The sequence below is a fragment of the Paenirhizobium selenitireducens ATCC BAA-1503 genome, assembly GCF_000518785.1.
Classification (GTDB): Bacteria; Pseudomonadota; Alphaproteobacteria; order Rhizobiales; family Rhizobiaceae; genus Allorhizobium; species Allorhizobium selenitireducens.
This window is the reverse complement of record NZ_JAEG01000007.1, coordinates 141,244-164,010: the sequence shown is the minus strand read 5'-3', so window position 1 is coordinate 164,010 and position 22,767 is coordinate 141,244. Positions and strand designations below refer to the sequence as shown.

Sequence of the window (22,767 nt, the reverse complement as noted above, 5' to 3'; positions counted from 1 at the left end):
AGACAAGCAAGAGGGGCTTCGCCGATTGCGACATCGCTTCCGCAAGCCTCGCGAAACCGAAGCGCGTCAGGATGCGGCAAAATGTCATTAATCTCGGTGCCGTATGATCGGCGCAACGGCCTTAGGATCAGAGCCACGACATGCAGAAGCTGAGATATTTCGCCGCCTCCAAACCCGGCGCCAAGCCCGGCCTGCCGGGCAAGGCCGTGCATACCGAATTCCTGCGCACCGGCCGCATTTCCCGCCATCGCGAGGACTGGCTGGCGGAAGAAAAACGCTACCTCACCTATGAGGAAGTGGCGGAGCGCACGGGGCGCAAGCTGGAAGCGGCAGGCGAGACCACCCACAAGCACATCAACGGCTTTCACCGCTCGATCCAGTTTCCCAAGCAGATCTTCCACAAGACGCTGGAGAACAGCCCGCATCTGGGCTATTGCCACGTGACCGCGGCGAAAACCAATTTCGCCAAATATGCCGACGTCAAATGGGCGTTCTACATCGCCAACTTCTTTGCCGAGGTGGGCGACGCGGATCAGTTCTTCAAGCACATCCGGCCGAACTATTCGCGCATGTATTTTGCCGTGGCAATCCATCCGGACAAGGAGACGCGGTCGATGGCGATCGACCGCTCGATCCGAGAAAACGGCCTTCTGTTCCGCACCCATGATCCCAAGGAAGCGTTGAAGAACGTGCTGATGCTGGGGGCCCGCGACGCGGAACTGCGCAAGATCATCGCCAAGCTCTGAACTGAACGCGCTCCCGTTGCCGCCGGGGCGGTTTTCGCACTTGGCGCTGCACAACCGTGCGCGGACCTATGGAGCCGAACGCCCTGTCCCGCCTCAGAAGCCGCCGACCGGCTGCTTCTTGTAGATCAGCCAATCCTTCGGCGCATAGTCGTTGGTGCCGTAGATGGTGACGGTATTGCCGCCGGCAGCCTTGGAGGCGGCGAGCGCCTTTTCGGTGAAATTGGTAAAGTCGAAGGCGTTCGGCGCTTGTTCCGAGAAGCAGATGCCGAAGGACATCGGCACCTGGCCGAGCGCGCGGCCGTTGCCGAAATTGACCACCGTCGTGCTGAGCTTGGAGCGGACCAGATCGACGATGCGGGTCACCTCGTCCTGTTCCGACGTATAGAGCAGAATGCCAAACCGTCCGCCGTCGAAGCGGCAGGCCAGGTCCTCGGTGCCGGCAACGGCTTCCACCACCTTGGCGACCTGCTTGAGGAATCGTTCGGCGACGGCGGGGCCCATAAGCTCGGACAGCCTGGAGAAATCATCGATCTCGCCGATCACCATGCTGCACAGTACCGGCATTTCCGGATTGGCATAGACCTTGGCAAGCGCCTTGTTGAAGGCGCGGCGGCTCGCCAGACCGGTCAGCGGGTCGACGAATTTCGTCGCCTCCGCGTCCTCCGCCTCGCGCTGCAGGTCGGCCAAGGCAACCGTCTTGTCGACCACGGCGCGCACCACATTGCTGTTCTGGCTGGCGCGCTGCTCGGTCGCGACCTTCAGCGCCTTGATCGAATGGCCAAGCTCGACGTGGTCGATGTCCTCGGTCATGATCGCCTTGGAGGCATGGCCGATCAGGCGGCCATAGTCGGTCAGCGAGACCTTTTCCTGGTTGAGAAGGCTGATAAAATTGCTCATCTCGGCACGCACCTGGCCGTTCTGCCGGCCGAGCAGGCCGTCCTCATGATGATGCGGAAGATATTTGCGGCCGAGCGCGTCGAGCGCTTCCTGGGTCTTGTTCTTGCCGAGCGCGATGAATTCGCGAACCAGTTCCGGATTGCTGCCGGCATAGGCTTCGTAGACCAGCTCGTAGTTTCGCGGCAGGCCCTCTATTCCCATCTGATGCATGGCCGTGGCGACACGGAGTGCGATGCTCGAGGCTGGGTTCTTGACTTGCTGCATGGTTCGTTTCCCGACAGAGAAGGCGAAAGGCTCGATGTGGCGGGACTATAGGCGCAAGATTTCTTTCTTTCGGTTACGCCGATGGATAAAGTTTTAGCGATGCCAAGATCAGTAGATTCAAGGGGTTTCCTTAAGCCAAAACTAAAACGCGGAACCTCCGTCAAATGAGGATTTGATCGACCCGGTGCTGTCGCGCTATGGACGGAAAACAAAGAGCAGGAAGGCTTCCATCCATGGCGCGGATCATCCCGATCGAAGGCGAAAGGCGCGAGGCCGTCGATGCCGCGATCGGCGTCCTGTCGAAGGCGCGCCCCGTGGCGATGCCGACCGAGACGGTCTACGGGCTTGCCGCCGACGCGACCGATCCGGCGGCCATTGCCAGCATCTACGAAACCAAGGGCCGGCCGCGCTTCAATCCGCTGATCTGCCACATGGCCGACCTTGAAATGGCCGAGCGCTACGCGATCTTCGACCCGATCTCGCGCAGCCTTGCGGAGCGTTTTTGGCCGGGTCCGCTGACGCTCGTCCTGCCGCTCAAACCCGACAGCGCCATCCATCCGCTGGCGACCGCCGGCCTCGACACGGTCGGCATCCGCGTGCCTAGGGGCTTTGCCGGCGAACTGATCCGTGCCTTCGGGCGGCCGCTCGCGGCACCCAGCGCCAACTCCTCGGGCAAGATCAGCCCGACCACGGCGCAGCACGTGGACGCCGATCTCGGCGACCGCATCAACCTCGTCATCGACGGAGGCCCCTGCCAGGTCGGCGTCGAATCGACCATTCTCAAGGTTGAGGACGGCCGCATCCGGCTGTTGCGGCCCGGCGGTGTGCCGGTCGAGGCGATCGAGGAAGCCACGGGGCTTGTGGTTGAGCGCCCCAAGGGCACCGGCACCGCGGCGATCGAAGCGCCGGGCATGCTCGCCTCGCACTACGCGCCAAATGCCCATGTGCGGCTCGATGCCATAAGCGTCATGCCCGGCGAGGCGCTGATCCGCTTCGGCAGCCAGCCGGTCGATGGCATGGGGCAAGCAGCCGCCGTGCTCGAACTCAGCCCCACGGGCGACCTTGGGGAGGCGGCAGCCAACCTCTTCGGTTTACTCAAGAAAGCCGACCAGACCGGCGCCGCCGGCATTGCGGTGACGCCGATCCCGGACCACGGGCTTGGCGAGGCAATCAACGACCGGCTGCAACGCGCCGCCGCCCCGAGGAATGTTTAGGAGGTTCGAGGTGACCGTGAGCGACAACCTGCCCGAGACGTTGAAAGCCTTCGTTGCGATCGTCGGCGAGGCGAATGTGCTGACGGCCGCCGCCGACATCGCGCCCTATCTGGTCGAGAGCCGGGGCCTCTATCACGGCACCTCGCCGCTGGTGCTGAAACCCGGCTCGACGCAGGAGGTTTCCGCCATCCTGAAGCTCGCCAGCGAAACCGGCACGCCGATCGTGCCGGCCGGCGGACGCACCGGCCATGTCGGCGGTCATGTGCCGCGCGAAGGCGGCTCGGACGTCGTTCTCTCGCTTGAGCGCATGAACCGCATCCGCGAGATCGACACGGTGGCCGACGTCATCGTCGCCGATGGCGGGACCATCCTTGCCGACATCCAGAAGGCGGCCGAAGAAAACGGCCGGCTCTTCCCGCTGTCGCTCGGTTCGGAGGGCTCGTGCCGGATCGGCGGCAACCTGTCGACCAATGCCGGCGGCACGGCCGTGCTCGCCTACGGCAATGTCCGCCAACTGTGCCTGGGGCTCGAAGTGGTGCTGCCGACCGGCGAGATCTGGGACGGTTTGCGGCGGCTGAAGAAGGACAATTCGGGCTATGACCTGCGCGACCTGTTCATCGGCGCGGAAGGCACGCTTGGCATCATCACCGGCGCGGTGCTGAAACTCTATCCGCAGCCGCGCGGCCGGCAGGTGGCCTTTGCCGCCGTCAGCTCGCCGCAGGACGCGCTGGCGCTGTTCGAGCGGGCGTCGCTCCTGTGCGGCACGGCGCTGACCGGCTTCGAACTGATGCCGCGCATCGGCATCGACTTCACCACGCGCCACATTCCGGGTGTGCGCGATCCGCTCTCCTCGCCCCACCCGTGGTATGCGCTGATCGACATCTCGACTTCGGATTCGGCGGCGACCGCCGAGAGGATGATCGACACGCTGCTGGAGGAGGCCTTCGAAGCGGGTCTGGTGAAGGATGCGGCGATCGCCTCATCGCTTGCCCAGCAGAAGGCCTTCTGGCACTTGCGCGAAAGCATGTCGGAGGCGCAAAAACCGGAGGGCGGGTCGATCAAGCATGACGTGTCGGTGCCGGTGTCGCGCGTGCCGCGCTTCCTCGCCGATGCCGATGCGGCGGTTCTGGCGCTCATTCCGGATGCCCGGGTCTTCGCCTTCGGCCATCTCGGCGACGGCAATATCCATTACAATATCAGCCAGCCGGTGGGCGCCGACAAGGCGGCCTTCATCGCCCGCTGGCGCGAGGTCAATGCCGTCGTGCATGCGGTCGTGCACGCCCATGGCGGCTCGATCTCCGCCGAGCACGGCGTCGGCCAGTTGAAGCGCGACGAGTTGATCGCCAGCCGCCCGGCAATCGAGACCGAGTTGATGAACCGCATCAAGCAGGCCTTCGACCCGGCCGGCATCATGAACCCCGGCAAAATGGTCGCCACCCGATGAGCGGCAAGGCGACACGGCTGACGCTGCGCATCGACCTCGCCAACGGCGTGCGGCTCGGACCCGGCAAGGTCGGGCTGCTGTCGGGCATTGCCGAACACGGTTCGATCCGGGCAGCAGGCGTCGCCATGGGCATGTCCTATCGGCGCGCCTGGCTGCTCGCCGACGAGATCAACCGGATGTTCAGGGAGCCGTCGATCTTCACCCGGCACGGCGGAAAGAGCGGCGGCGGCGCGGGACTGACCCCGTTTGGCGAGGCCTTGCTCGCCCGCTGCCGGCAGATGGAGGCAGAAGCCCGGCGGGTGCTCTCCGAAGATATCCACTGGCTGGAATCGATGGCGGACACCGGCTTCGTCGCACAGAGGGCAACGGCAAAAGCCGCTGACGAAGACTGAGCCCCCGGATCTCGGAAACGGACCGTTTCAGGTCGTGCGATAGATGCCCTCGGCACCGATCGAGACCGTCTTGAACAGCAGATTGATCGGCATGCCCTGCACCAGGCCGAGATTGGCGGCGGAGCGCCGGGTGATCTCAGCCAGCACCCTGTCGCCATTGCAGTCGATCGACACCATGATGACGCTGCCGGCGTCGCCGATCTCCTCCACCCTGCCCTTCAGCCGGTTGAGCGTCGAAATCCCGTCCGGCAGGGATGTCGCGAGCACGACCTCACTGGTCGGAACGAAGGCCCGGATATGGGCGCCGACCGGAATGTCGGTGGCGCGCAGGAAGAGCGGGCCGGCCCGGGATTCGGCGAAGGTCAGGCCCTCGTCAGAACTGTGCCCGGTGACCACAGCGTGCAGGAAACTGCCTGACTTCATCGCACCTGCGGCGGTCGGCACGACGTTCAGCACCTCGTCCGGCCGGCCGATGGCGACCGACTTGCCGGCGGCCATGACCACCACCCGCGTCGCCAGCCGCGTGACCTCCTCGATGGAATGGCTGACATAGAGGATCGGGATGCCGGCCTCGTCGCGCATGCGCTCGATATCCGGCAGGATGGCCGCCTTGAGATCGTTGTCGAGGGCGGACAAAGGCTCGTCCATCAAGAGCAGGCGCGGCTTGGCCATCAGGGCGCGGCCGAGAGCAACGCGCTGCTTCTCGCCGCCGGAGAGAAGCGCCGGGCGGCGGTCGAGCAGGTGTCCGATGCGCAGCAGTTCGACCACCCTCTCCAGCGTCTCGCCGGGCTCGCCGCGCGGGGCAAAGCGGGCGCCGTAGCGCAGGTTGCCGCGCACCGTCATGTGGGGGAAGAGCCGCGCCTCCTGGAAGACATAGCCGATCCGGCGCCGATGCGGCGGCACGAAGCGCCGACCCGAACCGTCCACCCAGGTCTCGCCGTCGAAGGCGATGCTGCCGCTGTCAGGCCGGATAAGCCCCGCCACCAGATTGACCAGCGTGGTCTTGCCCGACCCGGAGGGGCCGAACAGCGCCGTCAGGCCGCCGCCAACGGCGAGGTCGACCGTCAGGTCGAAGGCACCCAGCCTGTGCTCGACATCGATCGCCAGCGTCATGCCGCACCGACCCTTGCCGCCATGTGGCGCGACAGGACTTCCGAAGCGATGACGGCGCCAAGCGAGATGACGATCGAGATCAGCGTCAGCCGCATGGCCGCGAGATCGCCACCGGGCACCTGGGTATAGGTGTAGATGGCAGAGGCAAGCGTCTGGGTTTCGCCCGGAATATTGGAAACGAAGGTGATCGTCGCGCCGAACTCGCCCATGGCCTTGGCGAAGGCCAGCACCGAGCCGGCAGCGATGCCCGGCAGGATCAGCGGCAGGGTGACGGTGGCGAAGACCCAGGGCGGATTGGCGCCGAGGGTGGAGGCCGCCGTTTCGAGCCGGCGGTCGACGGCATCCAGCGACAGGCGGATGGACCGCACCAGCAGGGGAAAACCCATGACGGCGGCGGCGAGCGCCGCGCCGGTCCAGCGGAAGGAAAAGACCAGGCCGAACCATTCATCGAGGAAGGCGCCGACGGCACCGCGCCGGCCGAAGGTCAGCAGCAGAAGATAGCCGGTCACCACCGGCGGCATGATCAATGGAAGATAGACGAGGCCGTTGAGCAGGCTCTTGCCCCAGAAGTCGCGCCGGGACAAAGCCCAAGCGACCGCAATGCCGAAGGGCAGCGAGAAGGCCACGGCGGTTGCCGCGACCTTCAGGCTGAGCAGCATGGCCGTCAATTCTTCCGCGGTCAACGCCACGCCGGATCGATCCTAGTTGGTCTTGGCCAGCACGGTGAAGCCGGCGGCCGTGAAGATGGCGTGCGCCTTTGCTCCCTGCAGATAAGCGAGGAAGGCGGCGGCGTCATCGGCATTCTTCGCCTCCTTCAGCACGGCAGCGGGATAGACGATGGCAGGATGGCTCGATTCGGGGAAGCGGTCCACGACCTTGACGCCGGCGTCCGCCTTGGCGTCGGTCTCGTAAACGATGCCGAGCGGCGCCTCGCCCCGCGAAACGAGCAGCAGCGCGGCGCGCACGTTTTCCGCCTGGGCCACATGGTCCTTGACGCCATTCCAGACGCCGAGCGTCTGCAGCGCCGCCTTGCCATAGATGCCGGCCGGCACGGAATCGGTATTGGCCATGGCGAGATGCCCGCCAGCCAGCAGATCCGCGAGCGGAAAACCGTCGGCGATCGTCGCTGTGGTCGCCGCATCCTTCGGCGCCACCAGCACGATGCGGTTACCGAGCAGATTGACGCGGCTCTCGGCGCGGAGCAGCTCGGCCTTTTCCAGATGGTCCATCCATTTCAGGTCGGCGGAGATGAAGAGGTCGGCCGGCGCACCCTCCTCGATCTGCTTGGCCAGCGCCGAGCTCCCGGCAAACGACAGTGTCGTCTCCATGCCCGTCTCGGCCTTCCAGGCCGTGGAGATCTCGCCGAGAACGTCCTTCAGGCTGGCGGCGGCAAAGACCGTTACGCCGTCTTCGGCGAAGACAGATGTTACGGGCTGGGCGAGAAAGGCCGCGGCGACTATGGCGACCTTTGCCAGACCCCGAAGCGAGTGGAATGAAGCAAGCATGAAAACCTCCCAGGGAATCGATATATCTCAATGGATATATCGATAGCCGAAAGGAAGGCCCCCGACAAGGGACGCCCCTTGCGTCCCGCTTCAGCTCTTGAGGGTGGCGATCGACAGGAGGAGATCGGCGCTGATGCCGCCGGTGCTGCCTGACAGGATGGAAAGCGCGGAGGAGGAATAGTCGGCGTTTTCGGTGTCGTACATGGCGGTGAAGCGCTGCAGGAACTTCTTGACCTTTTCCGGATCCTGCATGTCCGACAAATTGAGGTTCTTGTCGACCAGCGCCGCCTGCATGTCGATGTCCATGTTGGAGAAGTCCTCGGTGAAGCCGAAGGCGACACGGAAGGTCTCCAGAAGGGCGTCGTCGCCGAGCAGGTCGTAGGCATCGGTGAGCGTCGGGGCGACGCGCTCGAAATAGAGCGCCAGGCGCACGCCGGCATTGCTGTTGCCCTGGTCTTCCTCGAGGATCTGATGAAGGTAGAGGTTCTGCGTTTCGAGCACCGCACCGCGCTGCTGGACGGTGCCCACTGCATCACGGGTCAGCAGGCCATCACTGTCGAAATTGAAGGATGAGAGCAGCTCGGCCCAGGATTCGTCCTCCTGCTGGTTGACGAAGCTCTTTTCGTCCGAGAGGTCGGACTGGAAGATCTGCTTGAGGAAGTCGTCGGTCACCTCCTCCGGGTCGAACCCCTTTGCGACCAGCACCACGTCGACCAGCCGGCGATCCGCCAGGAGTTCCGAGGCGCTGGTGATGCCGAGGATCGTCTCCTGGTAGTATTCCGCCTCCGCCTCCGCATCCGCCTGCGCCGTTTCGAGCTCCGTATCTTCGAGATAGCGGATCTGGTTGATGATATAGGCCTTGGCCATCGTCGTGATGGTGATCTCGTTCTGCGCCAGCAGCGGCGCTTCCGACTCGCCGTCGGAATTGAAGTTGAAGGCGCTGGCCAGATTGATCAGGCGTTCATCGCGCGTCTTGTTCGCATAGCTCTTCGAATCGGTGAGATCGCTGGTCAGTGCCTTTTTCAGCTGCGCATCGGTATATTCGCCCTCCTCGATGCCGAAGGCCTTGAACAGGATGGCGCGGATCGAGCTGTCGTCCAGCAGGTCGTCGACCGAGGTGATGTCGGCCATTGCGTCGGAATAGTAGTCGAGGAGCGTCTGCAGGTCCTCGGTGTCGGCATCGTCGTAATGGTTCTCGTAGGCCGACTGCGTGGTTGCCAGCTGATCCTCGTCCTGGGCCGGCAGACCATCCTTGACGTTGCCGTCCTCGCCGAAATTGAACATGGCGGCGATGCTGGTCCAGGCCGAGCCGCCATTGATGGCGGCGTAGTTGTTCTCGTCGTCGAGATCGCTGGTGACGATATTGTAGAATTCCGACTTCAGGAGGCCGGAATCGAGCTGGAAGGCAGCCTTGACATATTCGAACAGCCGCTCGTCGCCGGTGATTTCGTCGACCGTCGTGATCGTCGTGATCTTCGATTCGAAATAGGCCTGCTCGCGTTCCAGGGTGTATTCCGAGGCATAGGTCGCATTGGCAGCGACATAGGCGGAGACGGTAGCCTCCTTCTGCGCGTCGGTCTGGGCGCTGTCACCCGACAGCGAGCCGTCGGTGTTGAAGCTGAAAGCCTGGGCAAGCGCCAGGAAGGCCGCCGAATTGTAGTCGTTGTCGGACGCTTCGTCGGTGGCGACCAGCTGGTTGACATAGCTGTTCTCGTCATCGAGATCGCTGGTCAGCACCTTGATGAAATGTTCGTCGGTATAATAGGTGCGGTCGATCCCGTAGGCGTCGAGGATGTAGCCGAACAGCTTGTTGGTGCCGACCAGGCCCTCTGCCGAGGAGATGTTGTCGATCACCGACTCGTAATAATCGGTCGCCTCCTTGATGTCCGCCGTCTCTTCCAGCTGGGCCAGCGCATAGAGGTCGAAGACCGCCGTCTCCTGCGCATCCGACTGGGCGTCCTTGGTGGCAGCGGTGAACTGGAAGGCAGTGGCGAAGTTGCGATAGCGGTCGTCGGTCAGCTTGTTGGCGTAGCTGTCCTCGTCGGTCAGGTCGCTTTCCAGCACCTTCTTCATGAAGGCGGTGGCATAGGTCATGTCTTCCAGGCCGTAGGCCTTCATCGCGTAGGAATAGAGCCGGTAGTCGTCGAGGAACTCTTCGACCGACGTCACCTTGCCGATATTCTCTTCGTAATAGGCCGCCTCCCGCGCCACCTGCGCGTCGGATGCGGTGCGGTCAAGGCTGGCCTTTATGTCACGCGCGACGAGGTCGTAGCTCAGGTAGGTCGAGACCATGGCGGGTCCTTCACGGGAAAATGACGTTAAATATAACGACTAACATGCAACCCGAAACTTGCTCAGGGCTTAGCTGTATCCAACAGACGTCAGGGAGGCCGCAATGGCGGCCGTCAACCCGCGCGCAGCTGCGAAATCGACATCAGCAGGTCGGCATTGATGCCGACATTGCCGCCGCCCGTCAGGATCGACAGGGAGGGAGACGAGCCGCCGCCGTTTTCCAGGTCGTACATAATCGTGAAGCGCCGGACCAGCTTGGAGAGCTTCTCCGTATCGGCCAGATCGGCAAGTTTCAGGTTCTTCTCGACGATACGTGCCTGCTGGTCGATGTCCATGCTGGAGAGTTCGGCCGGCAGGCTGTAGGTGGTGCGGAAGAATTCGAGCAGCGCCGTATCGCCGAGAATGTCGTAGGCCGAGGTGATCGACCCGGCCATGCGCTCGAAATAGAGCGCGAGCCGGACGCCGGCATTGTTGTTGCCCTCCTCCGTCTCGAGGGTCTGGCGGAGGAACAGGTTGAGCTCCTCGCGCACTTCCCCCGGCGTCTGGATGCCATCGTTGGGGGTGCTGGCGACCTTGCCGTTTTCGTTGAAATTGAACGAGGCCAGAAGCTCGGCGAAGCGGCTGTCCGGCTGTTCGTGAACGAAGCTCTTCGGATCGCCGAGATCGGAGGCGAAGACCTTCTTCATGAAATCGGCGGTCACGTTCTCGGGTGCGATCCCCTTGGCGACGAGCGCCACGTCGACGAGCCGCTTGTCGCCGAGGAATTCGTCGAGCGTCTTCAGGCTGGAAATCTTGTCCTGGTAATACTCGGCCTCGGTTTCGGCATCCTTCTTGAGCTTTTCCTTCTGATCCTCGTCGGCGAAGCGGGTCTTCTGGACGATGTAGTTCTTGGCGTATTTCTTGATCGTACCTTCGTCCTGGGCCATCGCAGGCCAGCTCAGCTCGCCCTTCTCATCGAAGTTGAACAGGCGGGAGAACTTGACGTAGCGATCGTCCTTCAGCGAATTGGCAAAGCTCTTCGGATCGTCGAGGTCGCTCATCAGCACCTTTTTCATCGTCCGCTTGGAGATTTCGTCGGGATCGAGGCCGACGGCCTGCATGGCAAAGGTGTAGACGGCATTGGTATTCACCAGTTCGTCGACGGTGCGAATGCTGCCGCTGTCGGTGTTGAATCCGGCCAGCGCGTTCTTGTAAGCCTTGATCGCCCGGTCGTCGGCTTCCTCGAAGGTATCGTCATAACCCGAGAAGTAGCGGCTCGAGGTCTGCAACAGCTGCTGCGGGGTCTGCGGCGGATCACCGGCGGCAAGCGTGCCGTCCGCCTGGTAGTTGGTCGCCCGGGCCAGCGCGACGAAATTGTCGTAATTCTTGTTCGTCTTGTACTGCTGGTTGAGATAGCTCGCCGGATCGTCCGGATCGCTGGTGATGACGAATTTCAGCGTGGAGGAGACGATGGCGGCGCTGGTCAGCCCGAAAGCGGTCCTGATGTAGGATACCAGCCGGCTGTCGGCCAGAAGGTCGTCGACCGTTGCCATGCCGCCGATCTTAGACTTGTAGTATTCGTCGTTCAGCATGGCGCCGGTTCGGGTGAGCCGATCCTGGCCGAAGACATAGAGATTGGTCGTAGCCTTCTTGTTCTCGGCGGTTTGCGCCGAGCCGGCGGCCACGGTTCCGTCGCTGGCAAAGCCGAAGGCATTGGCCAGCTGTTCATAGGCGGAAAAACCCGAGACGACGCTCTGCAGCCGCTTGTTGTCTGCCTTGAGCTTGTTGACCAGCGCCGTCGTCTCCGTGCCGATCGGCGGCAGGATGGCGTTGTAGTTGTCGATGATGGTCTGCTGGGCTGAAAGAAGCGGCGGCACCTCGCTGACGTCCGTGACGCCGACGGCGGTGTACATCGCCTGGATCTGCGCCTGCAGCGTGGCGATCTGCGCATCGAGCGCCGGGATGTCGGCGGCCGGTTCGAGCTTCTGCAGTTCGAGATTGTCGATCTGCCCCTGGATCACTGGCTGCTGGTCGATGACACTCTGCATGGTCGCGGCCAGCGTCATGGCCGTCACCCGACCGTTGACTGCGGTCAGGATGGTGTTGTTGTTGGTGATCTGGGTGGAAGCACCGTTCGCCTGGGGAAGAATGACCGTATTGTAGTAGCTGGCCGGATCGCTGACATTGCTCGACATCGCGCCGCGGACCATGTCGTAATTGTAGTTCTTCCGGTCGATGCCGTAGGCCGTCAGCACGTAGTCCCGCAGCCGTTCGTCGTGCAGGAAGACATCCACATTGGTCGCACGATCGACCATGATCTCGTAGTAGCGGGTATCTTCGGCGAGCTGCTCGTCCCTGTTGACGATGGTCGCGTTGTAGAGCCCGATCACCTCGTCCGTCTGCGCCTCGGTCTGCGGGATCTTGGTCGACGACGAAAACGAAAAGGCGGCGGCGAAATTGCGGTAGCGGTCGTCGGTCAGCTTGTTGGCATAGCTGTTATCGTCGGTCAGGTCGCTTTCCAGGACCTTGCGCATGAAGGCCTTGGCATAGGTCATGTCTTCCAGGCCGTGCGCCTTCATGGCGAAGGAGTAGAGCCGGTAGTCGTCGAGGAACTCGTCGACCGACGTCACCTTGCCGATATTCTCTTCGTAATAGGCCGATTCGCGCGCGACCTGCGCGTCGCTGGCGGTACGGTTGAGGCTGGATTTGATATCGCGCACGACGAGGTCGTAGCTCAGATAGGTCGAAACCATGGGATCGGCTCTCTTGCGAACGAAGCATTACAAATTTCGCAGATACTGGCGAACGAGGCTTGTCCCGGCCTGACACGGGCCCGGCCTGTTCACGCTTTCGAAACCGTGCCCCATTCGAAAACGCTAACCATTTGAGCCGGCAAAGTTTTTTTAACCGCGATTTTTAAGCTGTCTCTCATGGGGAGACGCTACCTTCACGCCATAGAGGACGAAAAGTCCCAGTCAGATGAACGCATGAAGCGCTCTCGGGTAAAACAAGGGTAGCATGAAGATGACGAACACGGTTATGAAGCCCGCATGGGCAGGCGCAACGTTGCGGCTGGATCCGACTCGGTTTCCGCAGCAGGTCACCTACGCAGCCCGGGGTGCTTCCGGCGATGTGACGATAACCATCGACGAACGTGGTGCCGTGCTGCGCAAGATCCTGGCCTCGAGCGGCCTGCCTCTTTCATTCGCCTTGCCGGCGCGTGCCTTCAAAGGCGTGGCTGCACGGGCGATCGACCATGGAGACGGCGAAGTGACCGTTACGCTCGAACTGCATCACGAGGATCCGGAGCTCTGCATCCCGCTTCTGGTCGCCCATGACCTGTGCGACATCGCCGCCGACTGGCGCGGCTGGTCGGATGCCTTCCGCATTCCCATGCTGATGGTCGAGGCAGACGGCGTCGCCCGCCCGCTCGAAGAACATCTCGGCGACGTCCGTGCCCGCGAAACCCAGCCGCGCCGCCGCCACTCCTATTTCGCCGAGCGCCGTCCGCGCTTCCTGGTGCGCCGCACGACCGGCAAGCTCGGCGTGACGATGAAGATCTCCGGCAAGGAAATCATCGCCCGCAATTGAGGGCGGGCGGCACGGGCCGACCCGACCCGTTAATTTCAGCTGATCGAGAAACGGCCCGGATGCAAATCCGGGCCGTTTGCGTGTTCCACATCGGCACAGAATGGATCAGGCGAAGGGCACAGCCGCCAGCAGGCCGAGGAACAGGATCGCGCCGACCTTGTTGTTGAACTTGAACAGCGCCAGGCACTGGGCCGGATCGTCGATGTCGAGCACGCGGATCTGATAGGCGAACATGCCGGCGGCGATCGCCAGGCCGACATAGGCAAGGACGCCGACGCCGGCCAGCGCAAAGGCGACGAACAGCAGGAAGAGCGTCAGGCCGTAGAGGCCGACCAGCCAGCGGCGCGTGTCATCGCCGAACAGGCGCGCGGTGGAACGCACGCCGACAAGGGCGTCGTCCTCCTTGTCCTGGTGGGCGTAGATCGTGTCGTAACCGATCGTCCAGGCGATCGCCGCCCCATAAAGGAACAGGCTGGCGGGCGACAGCCAGCCGGCCAGCGCCGCCCAGCCCATCAGCGCACCCCAGGAAAAGGCAAGCCCGAGGAAGAACTGCGGCCAGTCGGTGAAGCGCTTGGCAAACGGGTAGATGGCGACGATCAGCAGCGAGGTAATGCCGAGAACCACGGCAAAGCGGTTGAGGCAGAGCAGAACCACCAGGCCGACCAGCGCCTGCGCCACGAGGAAAAGCTTGGCGTCGCGCCGCGTCACACGGCCGGACGGCAGCGGCCGCGAACGGGTGCGCGCCACGGCCATGTCGATCTCCTCATCGACGAGATCGTTATAGGTGCAGCCGGCACCGCGCATGGCGACCGAACCGGCGAAGAACAAGAAGAGATGGAAGAGGAACAGCAGGACGCTCAGCTGCCCCCTCTCGGCCAGCACATTGGCCGCCAGCGCCGACGACCAGAAGCACGGCCACATCAGCAATTGCCAGCCGATCGGCCGGTCCCAGCGGGCCAGTTGCGCATAGGGCCAGGCGGCGGGCGGCAGGACCCGGTAGACCCAGTTGTCGGATGGCGCGTCGGCAACGCGCCCGTTCTGATCGGCGGCGGTGTTCATGGGCGGATTGATAGAACAAAGTCGCGATCAAGGGAACCGGGGGATTGGCCCGGCACCCTGCAAAGGCCAGCCGGCGGCATTCAGAATATCACCTTTTCCAGCGGCGGCCGGTTGGTATCGAAGGCGGCGAGCGCCCTCTCCCGCTCGGCGATGTAGTCGCGGTTGTCGGGCACGGCGAAGTTGCTCTTCGACAGCTGCATCTGGAAGATGAAGAAGTTCTCGTGGGTGAAGGCCATTTCCGAGCCGGCGAGATAGAACTCCCACATGCGCACGAACCGCTCGTCATAAAGCGCCGCCGCCTCTGTCCGCCGGGCAAGAAAACGTTCGCGCCACAGGCGCAGCGTCCGGGCGTAGTGATGTGGCAGGATCTCGATGTCGCGCACCAGAAGGCCGGCCTTTTCGACCGCCGGAAGAACCTCGGCGAGCGAGGGAATGTAGCCGCCGGGGAAGATATAACGTTCGATGAAGGGATTGTTGAAGCGCGAGGGATAGGGCTGACCGATCGAATGCAGCACCATCACGCCGTCGTCCTTCAGCATTTCGGCGGCCTTGCGGAAGAAGGCGGCGTAGTTGCCGCGACCGACATGTTCGAACATGCCGACCGAGACGATCCGGTCATAGGGCGCCGCCTTCATGGTGCGATAGTCCTGCAGTTCGAAGCGGACGCGGTCGGTGAGCCGACGCTTGTCGACGCGCCCCCGCGAGACCCGCAACTGTTCGGTCGAAAGCGTGATGCCGTCGACCGTCACCCTCGAGGACTCCGCCAGGTACATCGCCATCCCGCCCCAGCCGGAGCCTATTTCCAGAACCCGCTGCCCCTCTTCCAGCAGCAGCTTGGCGGCGATGTGGCGCTTCTTGGCGACCTGGGCCTCGTCGAGCGAGATGCGTTCGGGACAGAAACAGCCGCAGGAATATTGCCAGTCGGCGTCGAGAAAGAGATCGAAGAGCTTGGCCGACAGGTCGTAGTGATGGGCGACGTTCTGGCGATTGCGGTTGATCGGCAGAAGCTTGCGCAGCTCGGATGCCGCATAGCGGGCAAGCCCGCGCCAGATCATGCCGAAGGTCAGGTCCTCGGACAGCGTGTTCGACTTGATCAGCGCCAGCAGCTGGTAGATGTCGCCGGCCTCGACCACCATGCGGCCGTCCATGTAGAGCTCGGCGAGCTTGAGCTGGGGGTCGGCATGGAGCTGCTGCTCGGCTTCCGCATCGGTAAACCGCAGGGTGATCATCTCACCACTGCCATCGCCGAAAACCTCGCTTCGACCATCCGCGCCGGTGATCTGGAGTGAGCCTTTGCGGACTATCCTGTTGAGCAGACTGCGTAGTGAAGAGGTCATGCATACCCCCGAAATACGACTAGCTTCCACGAATGCGGCAAAATCTAACGCGTTCTTGACCGGAGACAAGCGCCAGTTTGTTATAGAAGCTTCATATTTGTTGAGGCATGGGCCCGGGGAGAGACCAAGCGGCCGCTCCCCGGCGACCTTATTTCTTGCGCATCGCCTCGGCCAATGCAGCGCCCAAGCCACCCATCGCCGGGGTTTCCGGCTTGGCCGGGGGCTTGGCATTGGCGTGGCGCATGGCACCCGCCGAGCCACGTGCATCGCGCATCGACGGCTGGGGGGCCTCGCCGCCGTCCTTGCGCATGGTGAGCGCGATGCGCTTGCGCTTGACGTCGACCTCGACCACGCGGACCTTCACCACGTCGCCGGCCTTCACCACTTCATGCGGATCCTTGACGAAGCGGTCGGCGAGCTGGGAGACGTGCACGAGGCCGTCCTGATGCACGCCGATATCGACGAAGGCGCCGAAGGCGGCGACGTTGGTCACCGTTCCTTCGAGCATCATGCCGGGCTTCAGGTCGGTAATTTCATCGATACCGTCGGCGAAGGTGGCGGTCTTGAAGCTCGGGCGCGGGTCGCGGCCGGGCTTTTCCAGCTCGGCGATGATGTCCTTGACGGTCGGCAGGCCGAACTGCTCGTCGATGAATTTCTTCGGATCGAGGCCTTTCAGGGTCGCGCTATCGCCCATCAGGGTCCGCAGGTCGCGGCCGCAGGCGGCGACGATCTTCTTCGCCACGCCATAGGCTTCCGGGTGAACCGAGGAGGCGTCGAGCGGTTCCTTGCCGTTCGGGATGCGCAGGAAACCGGCGCACTGTTCGAAGGTGCGGGCGCCAAGCCGCGGAACCTTGAGGAGATCCTTGCGGCTCTGGAAGGGACCGGTCTCGTCGCGATGGGTGACGATGGCTTCGGCGATCGAGCTGCCGAGGCCGGAGACGCGGGCCAGAAGCGGCACGGAAGCCGTGTTGAGATCGACGCCGACGGCGTTCACCGCGTCTTCGACCACGGCATCGAGCGAACGGCCGAGTCGGCCCTGATCGACGTCGTGCTGGTACTGGCCGACACCGATCGACTTCGGCTCGATCTTGACGAGTTCAGCCAGCGGATCCTGCAGGCGGCGGGCGATGGAGACGGCGCCGCGCAGCGACACGTCGAGGCCGGGAAATTCCTTAGCGGCCGTCTCCGAGGCCGAATAGACCGAGGCGCCGGCTTCCGAGACGATGACCTTGGTCGGCTTCGGCGCGGTGGCCGGGAACTGGGCCAGCATGTCGGCGACCAGTCGTTCGGTCTCGCGGCTGCCGGTGCCGTTGCCGATGGAGATCAGCTCGACATTGTGCTTGCGGATCAGCGAGGCAAGCTCGGCCTGGGTGCCGCGAATGTCGTTCTTCGGCGGGAAGGGATAGACGGTGGTGGTCTCCAGCACCTTGCCGGTGCCGTCGACGATAGCGACCTTGACGCCGGTGCGGATGCCCGGATCGAGCCCCATGGTCGGGCGCGAGCCGGCGGGGGCGGCCAGCAACAGGTCCTTCAGGTTGCGGGCGAAGACGTGGATCGCCTCCTCTTCGGCCCGTTCGCGCAGGTCGCGCATCAGGTCGAGCGACAGCGAGACGGAGAGCTTCACACGCCAGGTCCAGCCGGCGACTTCCATCAGCCACTGATCGGCAGGTCCCTTGCCGGAGATTTCGTATGCGAGCGCGATGGTGCGCTGGGCCGGCTTGACCGGCGACGGATCGTCCTTGTCGACCTCGATCGACAGCGTCAGCATTTCCTCGTTCCAGCCACGCAGCATGGCCAGCGCCCGGTGGCCGGGTACGGTTGCCCAGCGTTCGGAATGGGCAAAATAGTCGGCGAACTTCTCGCCGGCCTGCTCCTTGCCGTCGACCACCTTGGAATAGAGGATGGCGCGGTCCTTCATGTCGTTGCGCAGCCGACCGATCAGGTCGGCGTTTTCCGAGATGGCCTCGGCGACGATGTCGCGGGCGCCCTCGAGCGCTGCCTTCACGTCCGGCACCTCAGCGGTGATGTAGGCCTCGGCGAGCCTGGCCGGATCGGCGGTCCGATCGGCCCAGATCGCATCGGCGAGCGGCTGAAGTCCCTTCTCGCGGGCGATCTCGGCGCGGGTCCGGCGCTTCGGCTTGAACGGCAGGTAGATGTCTTCGAGCTCGGCCTTGGTGGCGACCTTGAAGATCTTGCCCATCAGTTCGTCGGTCATCTTGCCCTGCGAGGTGATCGATTCCACGATCGCCTTGCGGCGGGCGCCGAGCTCGCGCAGATAGGTCAGCCTTTCGGCCAGATTGCGCAACTGCGTATCGTCGAGGCCGCCGGTCACTTCCTTGCGGTAACGGGCGATGAAGGGCACGGTCGCACCGCCGTCCAGCAGTTCCACGGCGGCGATCACCTGCTCATGGCGGGCATTGACCTCGGAGGCGATGATCGCGGCGATGGATTTGATGTCGTCGGCCATGGGTATTCTCCAGATTTGCGAGCGGCGACCATAGCGGCGGCTGCGCCGAAGGCAAGAAATCGCGCCACCGCTCCACAGGAATGCAGAGGTTCCGGGTTTTTTCTTGACCTTTCCGGCCCCTGCCCTTAACCGCGCAGCTAACCCCAAGGCATTCGGAGGTCGGGCTATGAAGGTTCTGTTGATCGGTTCGGGCGGACGCGAGCACGCACTGGCCTGGAAAATCGCCCAATCGCCCTGGCTGACGACGCTCTACGCCGCGCCGGGCAATCCGGGCATCGCCGATCATGCCGAACTCGTTCCGATCAGCGGCGACGACGACGAGGCGATCCTCGCCTTCTGCCGCGGCCACGACATCGAATTCGTCGTCGTCGGGCCGGAAGCGCCGCTCGTCGCCGGCCTCGCCGACCGGCTGCGCGCCGAGGGTTTTGCTGTGTTCGGCCCGTCGGCGGCCGCCGCCCAGCTCGAGGGATCCAAGGGCTTCACCAAGGACCTCTGCGCCCGTTACAACATCCCGACCGGTGCCTATCAGCGCTTCAACAATGCGCCGAAGGCCAAGGCCTATGTGCGGGCCCAGGGTGCGCCGATCGTCATCAAGGCCGACGGACTTGCCGCCGGCAAGGGCGTGACCGTGGCCATGACGCTGGATGAAGCCTTTGCCGCCATTGACGACTGCTTCGAGGGCGCGTTTGGCGAAGCCGGCGCCGAGGTCGTGGTCGAGGCCTTTCTCGACGGCGAGGAGGCAAGCTTCTTCTGCCTGTGCGATGGCAAGACGCTTCTGCCGCTCGCGACCGCCCAGGACCACAAGCGCGTCGGCGACGGCGACACGGGGCCGAACACCGGCGGCATGGGCGCATATTCGCCGGCCCCGGTGATGACGCCGGAACTGGTCGAAAGGACGATGAAGGAGATCATCGAGCCGACCATGCGCGGCATGGCGGACATGGGCACGCCCTTTTCCGGCGTGTTCTTCGCCGGGCTGATGATCACGCAGAAGGGTCCGGAACTGATCGAATACAATGTCCGCTTCGGCGATCCGGAATGCCAGGTGCTGATGATGCGGCTGGGAAGCGATCTGCTGGCGCTGCTGCATGCGACCGCGACCGGTACGCTGGACCGGGTTTCGGCAGAATGGCGCAATGAGACGGCGCTGACCGTGGTGCTTGCCTCGAAGGGCTATCCCGGCGCTTACGAGAAGAACACGCCGATCCGCTCGCTGCCGGACGCGACGGACAAGGCCAAGGTCTTCCATGCCGGCACGGCGCTGAAGGACCATCAGCTGGTCGCGACCGGCGGGCGCGTGCTCAACGCCACTGCGCTCGGCTCGAACGTTGCGGAAGCCCAGGCGACCGCCTATCAGTTGGTCGAACAGGTCGAATGGGACAACGGCTTTTGCCGCCGGGACATCGGCTGGCGCGCCATCGGCCGCGATTGACGGCGAAATCGTTCCGAAAACCGACAAAAAAGGCCGAGATCGGTAAAATTTGACCGATCGATCTGACCGGATCGCAAGACTCCGCGGGTAAAACTCTGCGTGTAAGCAATTCGGAGAGTTCGCGATGCGCCACCTTTTTCTCACTGCAGCATTCCTGGCCGTCACCGGTCCGGCTCTTGCCTCGTCGATCGAAATCGTCGGCCCCGCGCCCGCCAAGGGCGCCAGCATCCTCGTCGTCAACTGCACGACCTGCCCGCCTCTCAAGGCGGTCGAGGACAAGAAGGCCTACAAGGTGCCGCAGATCGCGCCCGGAACCCAGGCCGCCGAGATCGTCGAGATGGACGGCGAGGCCAAGCTGCGGCGCACGGAATCCTGGCTCGGCGGCTCGCCGGTCGTCTTCATCAGCAAGGCCGAGGGCTGGAGCACCGACGGCAGCGTGATCGCCGCAGCAGCCATTGGCCCGGACGACGGCATCGACGTCAACGCGACCACGGCCGCCGTCTCCGGCGGTGCGGCTGGCGCGCCGGTGAAGGCGATGTTGGTCGGCCCCGCCGGACCCAAGCCCCTCGACGTGACGACCTACGATCTGCGCCTCAACTGAGGACGCACGCCACTTCCCTGCCCCAACCCAGCCATACGATCCGGGCTGCGCGGGCTTTCCGCTGTAAAGCGGGACAAACGCCTCGGCCCTGCCGGGGCGTTTCGTTTGCGGGCCAAGCTTTCGGTCTAAAAATCCGGCGAGAACGCCACGTAAAGCGGCTTCAAACCGCAGTATCGCGATTGCCTTCACCAGACGAATGCAACCTGATGTTTCATTCGGAACGAACTTGTTCCTGCCGATGATTCAATTCGTATCATTTGATACTATTTTACTATAAATTGTTGGGGTTTATTTATAGTCGCCGGACCATAAATCAAATTTTACGAATTTTATCGGAATGTGACGATATAACCCGGTAGCAGCATGATGCATACGCTCGCGAGCGCACACCAACCTCGCAGGATCGGTAGGACACCGACCGGATCATTCGATTGAGCGAGGACCTATGAAAAATCTGAGAATCTCCCACCAACTCTTTCTGCTGATCGGCGCCCTGATGGTCGCGTTCGGCGTAGCCACTTACTTCCAGATCAAGACCGCATCCGACTCCATCTATGCCGAGCGCTACGACATGCTGCGCACGCAGGTGGAATCCGGCATCGCCATCATCAAGGGCTATGATGAACGGGTGAAGGCGGGCGAGATGAGCCAGGAGGAGGCCAAGGCACAGGCCTTCAAGACGCTGACCTCGATCAAGTATGAACCGAACGGCTACCTGTTCGGTCTCGACTATGACGTCACCATGATCTTCCACCCCGTGCAGAAGCAGGTCGGCCTCACGCAGAAGGGCCAGCCCGACAAGATGGGCAATCTCTTCCGCGAAGAGATGATCGAAAAGGCACGCAAGGGTGGCGGCGTCACCGAATACTATTGGGAAAAGCCCACCAATCCGGGTGGTGACGTATTCCTCAAGGCGGCCTACAGCCAGTCCTATGAACCCTGGAAGATCATGGTCGGCACCGGCGTCTACATCGACGACCTGCAGCTCAAGATCAATGCGATGATCTGGAAGGCCGTGATGATCGGCGGCGCCGTCGTCGCGCTTGGCCTGATCGCTGCCTACTTCATCATCAACGGCATCACCAAGCCGCTCACCGCCATCCACGACGCGCTTGAGGCCGTGGCCGAAGAGAACGTGTCGATCGCCATCCCGCACACCGACATGGGCAACGAAGTGGGCATGATGGCCAAGGCCACCAAGGCGCTGCAGGAAAAGGTGCGCGAGCGCCATGCCATGGCACGCCGCCAGGAAGAACAGTCCCGCGAGCTGGATTCCGAGCGCAACCAGAATGCCGAGATGCAGCAGGCCGAAGCCGCCCAGCAGGCCCGCGTCGTCTCCACCATCGGTGCGGCGCTCGAAGAACTGGCCCGGGGCGACCTGACCGTGCGTTGCGGCGAACTTGGCCCAAAATATGCCACGCTGCGCGACAACTTCAACGATGCCCTGTCCCATCTCGAGGCCGCCATGGCCAAGGTCAATGCCAAGGGCGTCGATATCTCCGGTTCGAAGGAAGAGATCCGCCGCGCCTCCAACGAACTGTCGCAGCGCACCGAGCGCCAGGCTGCAAACCTGGAAGAAACCTCGGCGGCTCTCGACGAACTGACGGTCGCGGTCCGCCAGACGGCGGAAGGCGCCCATGAAGCCGCCAAGCGCGTCACCTCGGTCAGCACCGAAGCCTCGCGTTCCGACGCTGTCGTCGCCCAGGCGATCGGCGCCATGAGCGGCATCGAGCAGTCTTCGGCCGAGATCACCAAGATCATCGGCGTGATCGACGAGATCGCCTTCCAGACCAACCTGCTGGCGCTGAACGCCGGTGTCGAGGCAGCACGTGCCGGCGAAAGCGGCAAGGGTTTTGCCGTCGTCGCCCAGGAAGTGCGCGAACTGGCCCAGCGTTCTGCCGCAGCCGCCAAGGAGATCAAGGAACAGATCTCCAAGTCGTCCTCGCAGGTGCAGAACGGCGTACAGCTGGTCGGCGAGGCCGGCGAGGCGCTGAAGCGCATCTCCGACCAGATCAAGGCGGCGAGCGACATCGTCACCAAGATCGCCCACTCGGCTTCCGAACAGGACACCACGCTGCGCTCGATCTCGTCCTCGATGAACCAGCTCGACGCCGCGACCCAGCACAATGCCGCCATGGCCGAGGAAACCACGGCTTCGGCCGAGGCGCTGGCCAGCGACACCGAAGAACTGCTGAACCTGATCCGCAGCTTCCGCGTCTCCGGCGCATCGCAGTCCGCCTCCTCGCTCGGCGGCATGGCCCAGCAGATGCGTCGCGCCAGCTAAGGCTTCACGTCCCCCAAAACTGAAAAGCCGCCGGAGGAAACTCCGGCGGCTTTTCTCATTTATTCGGCCCAATCAACTCGAAAATTTCGCATCAATATATTCAATTTTAGTATTTTCTTATGGGTTTTCATAGGATTATCAAACTCCAAA

17 protein-coding genes are annotated in these 22,767 nt (G+C 63.2%); 8 read left to right on the top strand and 9 right to left on the bottom strand.

What is annotated here, in order from left to right; genetic code table 11:
- Window positions 1-140: 140 nt before the first annotated feature.
- Window positions 141-746 carry a DUF6656 family protein gene (locus L867_RS0110500; RefSeq protein WP_028736843.1) on the top strand — a complete coding sequence of 202 codons (606 nt, stop codon included), beginning with the start codon at window positions 141-143 and terminating at the stop codon, window positions 744-746.
- 93 nt (window positions 747-839) lie between these two features.
- On the opposite strand, the gene L867_RS0110495 is transcribed toward L867_RS0110500, so the two are convergent.
- A complete protein-coding gene (locus tag L867_RS0110495) occupies window positions 840-1,907 on the bottom strand; it encodes a GGDEF domain-containing protein (RefSeq protein WP_028736842.1) in 1,068 nt (355 codons plus the stop codon).
- 233 nt (window positions 1,908-2,140) lie between these two features.
- On the opposite strand from L867_RS0110495, the gene L867_RS0110490 reads away from it, so the two are divergent.
- The 3 genes from L867_RS0110490 to L867_RS0110480 are packed head-to-tail and all read left to right on the top strand — an operon-like array spanning window position 2,141 to window position 4,957.
- Window positions 2,141-3,121 (top strand): L-threonylcarbamoyladenylate synthase, encoded by a 981-nt coding sequence (locus L867_RS0110490; protein ID WP_028736841.1) that lies wholly within the window; start codon window positions 2,141-2,143, stop codon window positions 3,119-3,121.
- 16 nt (window positions 3,122-3,137) lie between these two features.
- A complete protein-coding gene (locus L867_RS0110485; protein WP_408605976.1) occupies window positions 3,138-4,565 on the top strand; it encodes an FAD-binding oxidoreductase in 1,428 nt (475 codons plus the stop codon).
- On the top strand, window positions 4,562-4,957 hold the full coding sequence (locus L867_RS0110480; protein WP_028736839.1) for a winged helix-turn-helix domain-containing protein: 396 nt from the start codon (window positions 4,562-4,564) through the stop codon (window positions 4,955-4,957). Before L867_RS0110485 ends, L867_RS0110480 begins: the two co-directional genes overlap by 4 nt.
- Window positions 4,958-4,984: 27 nt before the next feature.
- Here L867_RS0110480 and modC read toward each other — a convergent pair whose 3' ends face one another.
- The 5 genes from modC to L867_RS0110455 form a co-directional block, all read right to left on the bottom strand.
- Window positions 4,985-6,058 (bottom strand): molybdenum ABC transporter ATP-binding protein, encoded by a 1,074-nt coding sequence (gene modC / locus L867_RS0110475; protein WP_408605975.1) that lies wholly within the window; start codon window positions 6,056-6,058, stop codon window positions 4,985-4,987.
- An 8-nt stretch (window positions 6,059-6,066) separates the two neighbouring features.
- A complete protein-coding gene (gene modB / locus L867_RS0110470) occupies window positions 6,067-6,759 on the bottom strand; it encodes a molybdate ABC transporter permease subunit (RefSeq protein WP_028736837.1) in 693 nt (230 codons plus the stop codon).
- A 12-nt stretch (window positions 6,760-6,771) separates the two neighbouring features.
- Complete coding sequence (gene modA, locus L867_RS0110465) at window positions 6,772-7,575, bottom strand: molybdate ABC transporter substrate-binding protein (protein WP_037173101.1); 804 nt, start codon at window positions 7,573-7,575, stop codon at window positions 6,772-6,774.
- Window positions 7,576-7,665: 90 nt separating this feature from the next.
- A complete protein-coding gene (locus tag L867_RS0110460; protein ID WP_028736835.1) occupies window positions 7,666-9,867 on the bottom strand; it encodes a DUF1217 domain-containing protein in 2,202 nt (733 codons plus the stop codon).
- Between the two features lie 113 nt (window positions 9,868-9,980).
- A complete protein-coding gene (locus tag L867_RS0110455; RefSeq protein ID WP_028736834.1) occupies window positions 9,981-12,599 on the bottom strand; it encodes a DUF1217 domain-containing protein in 2,619 nt (872 codons plus the stop codon).
- Between the two features lie 271 nt (window positions 12,600-12,870).
- On the opposite strand from L867_RS0110455, the gene L867_RS0110450 reads away from it, so the two are divergent.
- Window positions 12,871-13,437 (top strand): DUF6101 family protein, encoded by a 567-nt coding sequence (locus L867_RS0110450; RefSeq protein ID WP_028736833.1) that lies wholly within the window; start codon window positions 12,871-12,873, stop codon window positions 13,435-13,437.
- A 105-nt stretch (window positions 13,438-13,542) separates the two neighbouring features.
- Here the strand turns inward: L867_RS0110450 and ubiA are convergent, their stop codons facing one another.
- From ubiA to L867_RS0110435, 3 genes are all read right to left on the bottom strand, one after another.
- Window positions 13,543-14,496, bottom strand: a complete 954-nt coding sequence (ubiA, locus tag L867_RS0110445) for a 4-hydroxybenzoate octaprenyltransferase (protein ID WP_028736832.1) — start codon at window positions 14,494-14,496, stop codon at window positions 13,543-13,545.
- Between the two features lie 80 nt (window positions 14,497-14,576).
- On the bottom strand, window positions 14,577-15,833 hold the full coding sequence (locus L867_RS0110440; protein WP_028736831.1) for an SAM-dependent methyltransferase: 1,257 nt from the start codon (window positions 15,831-15,833) through the stop codon (window positions 14,577-14,579).
- Between the two features lie 148 nt (window positions 15,834-15,981).
- Window positions 15,982-18,300: a Tex family protein gene (locus tag L867_RS0110435; protein ID WP_028736830.1), complete on the bottom strand. Its 2,319-nt coding sequence runs from the start codon at window positions 18,298-18,300 to the stop codon at window positions 15,982-15,984.
- Window positions 18,301-18,466: 166 nt separating this feature from the next.
- On the opposite strand from L867_RS0110435, the gene purD reads away from it, so the two are divergent.
- The 3 genes from purD to L867_RS0110420 all read left to right on the top strand — a co-directional run bounded on the left by purD (window position 18,467) and on the right by L867_RS0110420 (window position 22,617).
- The gene (gene purD, locus L867_RS0110430) at window positions 18,467-19,732 is read left to right on the top strand and encodes a phosphoribosylamine--glycine ligase (protein ID WP_028736829.1); all 1,266 of its coding nucleotides are present in this window, start codon (window positions 18,467-18,469) and stop codon (window positions 19,730-19,732) included.
- A gap of 124 nt (window positions 19,733-19,856) precedes the next feature.
- Window positions 19,857-20,333, top strand: a complete 477-nt coding sequence (locus tag L867_RS0110425) for a plant virulence effector HPE1-like domain-containing protein (protein ID WP_028736828.1) — start codon at window positions 19,857-19,859, stop codon at window positions 20,331-20,333.
- Window positions 20,334-20,778: 445 nt separating this feature from the next.
- Window positions 20,779-22,617 carry a methyl-accepting chemotaxis protein gene (locus tag L867_RS0110420; protein ID WP_028736827.1) on the top strand — a complete coding sequence of 613 codons (1,839 nt, stop codon included), beginning with the start codon at window positions 20,779-20,781 and terminating at the stop codon, window positions 22,615-22,617.
- Window positions 22,618-22,767: the final 150 nt, after the last annotated feature.

What these genes read in the sequence shown, in the direction of transcription:
- L867_RS0110455 (WP_028736834.1), bottom strand. Translation starts at nt 12,599, where the DNA reads ATGGTTTCGACCTATCTGAGCTACGACCTCGTCGTGCGCGATATCAAA.
- L867_RS0110435 (WP_028736830.1), bottom strand. Translation starts at nt 18,300, where the DNA reads ATGGCCGACGACATCAAATCCATCGCCGCGATCATCGCCTCCGAGGTC.
- L867_RS0110490 (WP_028736841.1), top strand. Translation starts at nt 2,141, where the DNA reads ATGGCGCGGATCATCCCGATCGAAGGCGAAAGGCGCGAGGCCGTCGAT.
- L867_RS0110450 (WP_028736833.1), top strand. Translation starts at nt 12,871, where the DNA reads ATGACGAACACGGTTATGAAGCCCGCATGGGCAGGCGCAACGTTGCGG.
- L867_RS0110440 (WP_028736831.1), bottom strand. Translation starts at nt 15,833, where the DNA reads ATGACCTCTTCACTACGCAGTCTGCTCAACAGGATAGTCCGCAAAGGC.
- L867_RS0110500 (WP_028736843.1), top strand. Translation starts at nt 141, where the DNA reads ATGCAGAAGCTGAGATATTTCGCCGCCTCCAAACCCGGCGCCAAGCCC.
- L867_RS0110495 (WP_028736842.1), bottom strand. Translation starts at nt 1,907, where the DNA reads ATGCAGCAAGTCAAGAACCCAGCCTCGAGCATCGCACTCCGTGTCGCC.
- modA (WP_037173101.1), bottom strand. Translation starts at nt 7,575, where the DNA reads ATGCTTGCTTCATTCCACTCGCTTCGGGGTCTGGCAAAGGTCGCCATA.
- L867_RS0110480 (WP_028736839.1), top strand. Translation starts at nt 4,562, where the DNA reads ATGAGCGGCAAGGCGACACGGCTGACGCTGCGCATCGACCTCGCCAAC.
- ubiA (WP_028736832.1), bottom strand. Translation starts at nt 14,496, where the DNA reads ATGAACACCGCCGCCGATCAGAACGGGCGCGTTGCCGACGCGCCATCC.
- L867_RS0110420 (WP_028736827.1), top strand. Translation starts at nt 20,779, where the DNA reads ATGAAAAATCTGAGAATCTCCCACCAACTCTTTCTGCTGATCGGCGCC.
- L867_RS0110425 (WP_028736828.1), top strand. Translation starts at nt 19,857, where the DNA reads ATGCGCCACCTTTTTCTCACTGCAGCATTCCTGGCCGTCACCGGTCCG.
- purD (WP_028736829.1), top strand. Translation starts at nt 18,467, where the DNA reads ATGAAGGTTCTGTTGATCGGTTCGGGCGGACGCGAGCACGCACTGGCC.
- L867_RS0110460 (WP_028736835.1), bottom strand. Translation starts at nt 9,867, where the DNA reads ATGGTCTCGACCTACCTGAGCTACGACCTCGTCGCGCGTGACATAAAG.